General features: G+C 47.3%; 2 protein-coding genes. Both read right to left on the bottom strand.

Annotation, left to right across the window (positions count from 1 at the left end; translation table 11 throughout):
* Positions 1-42 precede the first annotated feature (42 nt).
* Positions 43-1,680 carry an IS66 family transposase gene (locus tag DXA87_RS17610; protein ID WP_117505585.1) on the bottom strand — a complete coding sequence of 546 codons (1,638 nt, stop codon included), beginning with the start codon at positions 1,678-1,680 and terminating at the stop codon, positions 43-45.
* Positions 1,681-1,954: 274 nt separating this feature from the next.
* Positions 1,955-2,203, bottom strand: a 249-nt coding sequence (gene tnpB / locus DXA87_RS18245; RefSeq protein ID WP_199537954.1) for an IS66 family insertion sequence element accessory protein TnpB, incomplete at its 5' end; no start/stop codon positions are given.

The raw sequence follows: 2,203 nt of genomic DNA, 5'->3' as shown, positions 1-2,203 counted from the left end.
GTAAAGGTCAAATCCTTCGCCCCACGCCAAATACAGCGCCGCTCATTTGCGGCGCTTGCTATAACACTCAGCCGGAAGATCTTTTGACCATGGCATAAGACTCTCTAACTCTTTTTCATCGACACTTCCGTCGATACGGATGATCTCAAGCAGTTCGGTTAATAGATGCTTTACGTAGTAGTAAACATTCAGACCATTTGCCCGGGCTGTTTCGGTAATGCTGTAGATCATTGCACTTGCCTGTGCACCACGTACTGTGTTCAGCGTCATCCAGTTCTTACGGCCGATCGTAAAGGTTCTCAGTGCGCGTTCACTGGCAAGATTATCGATCGGCACTTCCCCATCACTCAGGAATACCTTCAGATATTTTTCCTGATTCAGGCAGTAGTTAATCCCTTTTGCAGTTTCGCCCTTGGGAAGGACTGTCTGATCTGACTTTATTTCATGGATCCACGCAAAGAATTCTTCCAACAGGGGCTTGATGGATCTCTGCCTCTCTTTTAACCGTTCTTCCGGACTCAGATCCTTCAGCCCACCTTCCAGATCATAGACAGCACCGATCCTTACCAGTGCTTTATACGCAATAGATGACTGGATTGCTTCCGGGTTGCTTTTTCCGATTGCCTTGATCGCGTTTGCGAAATGGCGTCTTGCATGTGCCATGCAGTTTGCGTTCTTTATCCCTTCCAGATCCCGCTCCAGCTTGTGGTACTGTTCCAGCCCATCCGTCATAAGAATGCCGGAAAAATCCTTATAGTACGCCTTTGGATGGTCACTATGGCGTGTTTTCTGGTATTCATATATGATGACCGATGGTACCTTGCCAAGTTCCCCGGTGATATGCACCCACATATAGCTTTTGCTGCCTGCGGGTCTTCCATCATGGATCACATCCACGGTCGTTTCGTCGCACTGGTTTACATGGGCTTTCAGCTGGCATTGCTTCATCATCTCGTATACGACTGATAAGTAGCGCTCTGCCGTCCATACAGTCCAGTTGGACATCGTCTGCTTGGACAGATTCAATCCGTTCGCTCCAAAATCCCTGGAGATCCGGTCGAGTGGGTTACTGTTTACATATTTAGAGTTGATGATCGCGGCTTCAAGAGAAGGGGTCGCAATGCTGCCTTTAAATAAAGTTGCCGGATGATCTCCACGGAGGAATTCATCCTGATGCGCCCCATCCGTTCCGACATACACTTTGATGACATGTTTCTCCGCAATCCATCTGGCCGGCTCGAACCGGAGTTGCCAGAAGATCTCATCCGGCATGCTTTTCCAGTTCCCCGAACCAAAAGCTTCGTTTAATTCCTGCTCCGGTATATCATGAGAAATCTCTTCCTGCGGGAAATCTTTCAGGTCTTCTTCCCTCTGTCCCTTCTTTTTAGACTTACGGGACCTCTTTTTTGCGGATTCGATAACCTCTTCCATGACCGGTTCAGGGGCGGTTTCATCGTAATTCGCTTCAGCCTCATTAAAAAAGGAGAGCTGCCCCGCGATATCATCCAGTTTTTCTGTCTGGCGACCAAAACGCTGCTGGTTTGCAAGCCGGACCTGTTCTATGAGGGTTTCATAGTTCTGTTCCAGCTTGTCGAGCCGGTCCTGCATCTGGAAGATAACATCGTTTTTTGCTGTATGGTCCATCTGATTCAGTTCATCCGGAGTGAATTTTTTACACATGATGTCCGCCTTTCTTTCTAAGGAAAGTATAGCAGAAATCGGTGATAAATGCCAATCTGGTTTCCATACCGGTCCGTCATTTTTACCTACCCGGAACGTCTCTGGATGCCCTGTTCCAGTCACTTGAAATGCAAGGCGTTTAAAATTAAAAGTTCTCTTTTTTATCTTCATACAGGACAAACGGTTCGTCTCATCGGAGAGGATTCCATTAATAGACACCGCCCTTTTTGGCGGTCAGACTGGCGTTTTATTTTCTCTGTTTTTCACAAACGTTTTAATAGATATGCTTCGGATCAACGTCTTTGATCCTGGGATCCAGGGGATTTAATCCTGTCATGAGGTACCTGTACTGGTCCTCTGTAAGCTCTGCCGCTTCCTGGATATTTCTTGGCCAGGATAATCTTCCGTCCTCAAATCTTTTGTACAAAAGCAGAAACCCCGTCCCCATCCATAAAAGCCCCTTGCACCGGTCAGAACGTTTCCCACAAAACAGGAACAGGGTTCCTTTCTCGAAAGGATTCTG

It is taken from the genome of Desulfotomaculum sp. OF05-3 (genome assembly GCF_003435535.1).
Lineage (GTDB): Bacteria > Bacillota > Clostridia > Lachnospirales > Lachnospiraceae > Pilosibacter > Pilosibacter fragilis.
Note: the sequence above shows the minus strand (reverse complement) of the source record. Positions and strands in the feature narration are given on the sequence as shown.